This window comes from Sutterella massiliensis (assembly GCF_016899755.1).
GTDB lineage: Bacteria > Pseudomonadota > Gammaproteobacteria > Burkholderiales > Burkholderiaceae_F > Sutterella > Sutterella massiliensis.
Window position 1 is genome coordinate 1 of the sequence record NZ_JACJJC010000436.1, and the last position, 267, is coordinate 267.

The 267-nt window shown below is 44.6% G+C and carries 1 protein-coding gene; it reads left to right on the forward strand.

Annotated features, from left to right (window positions below):
• Positions 1-10: 10 nt before the first annotated feature.
• On the forward strand, positions 11-267 hold a 257-nt coding region (locus H6A60_RS13220; RefSeq protein WP_205105327.1), incomplete at its 3' end, for a DUF5009 domain-containing protein.

Consider the following 267-nt stretch of genomic DNA (forward strand, 5'->3'; position numbering starts at 1 on the left):
GTTCTGGATCATGGGTGCGGAAGAAATTTTTCATGCCCTGTTTAAAGCAACCGGCTCGCCATTCTGGGGTGCTATCGCCAATGAATTAACGCATCCCGACTGGAATGGATTTCATTTTTATGATCTCATTTTCCCGCTTTTTCTTTTTATAGCAGGGGTGGCTACGCCCTATTCTGTTGGCCGCGAATTGGAGAAAGGTAAAAGCAAAAATCAACTGGCATTGCGTGTTGTAAAAAGAGGGCTTCTATTGGTACTCCTGGGCATAAT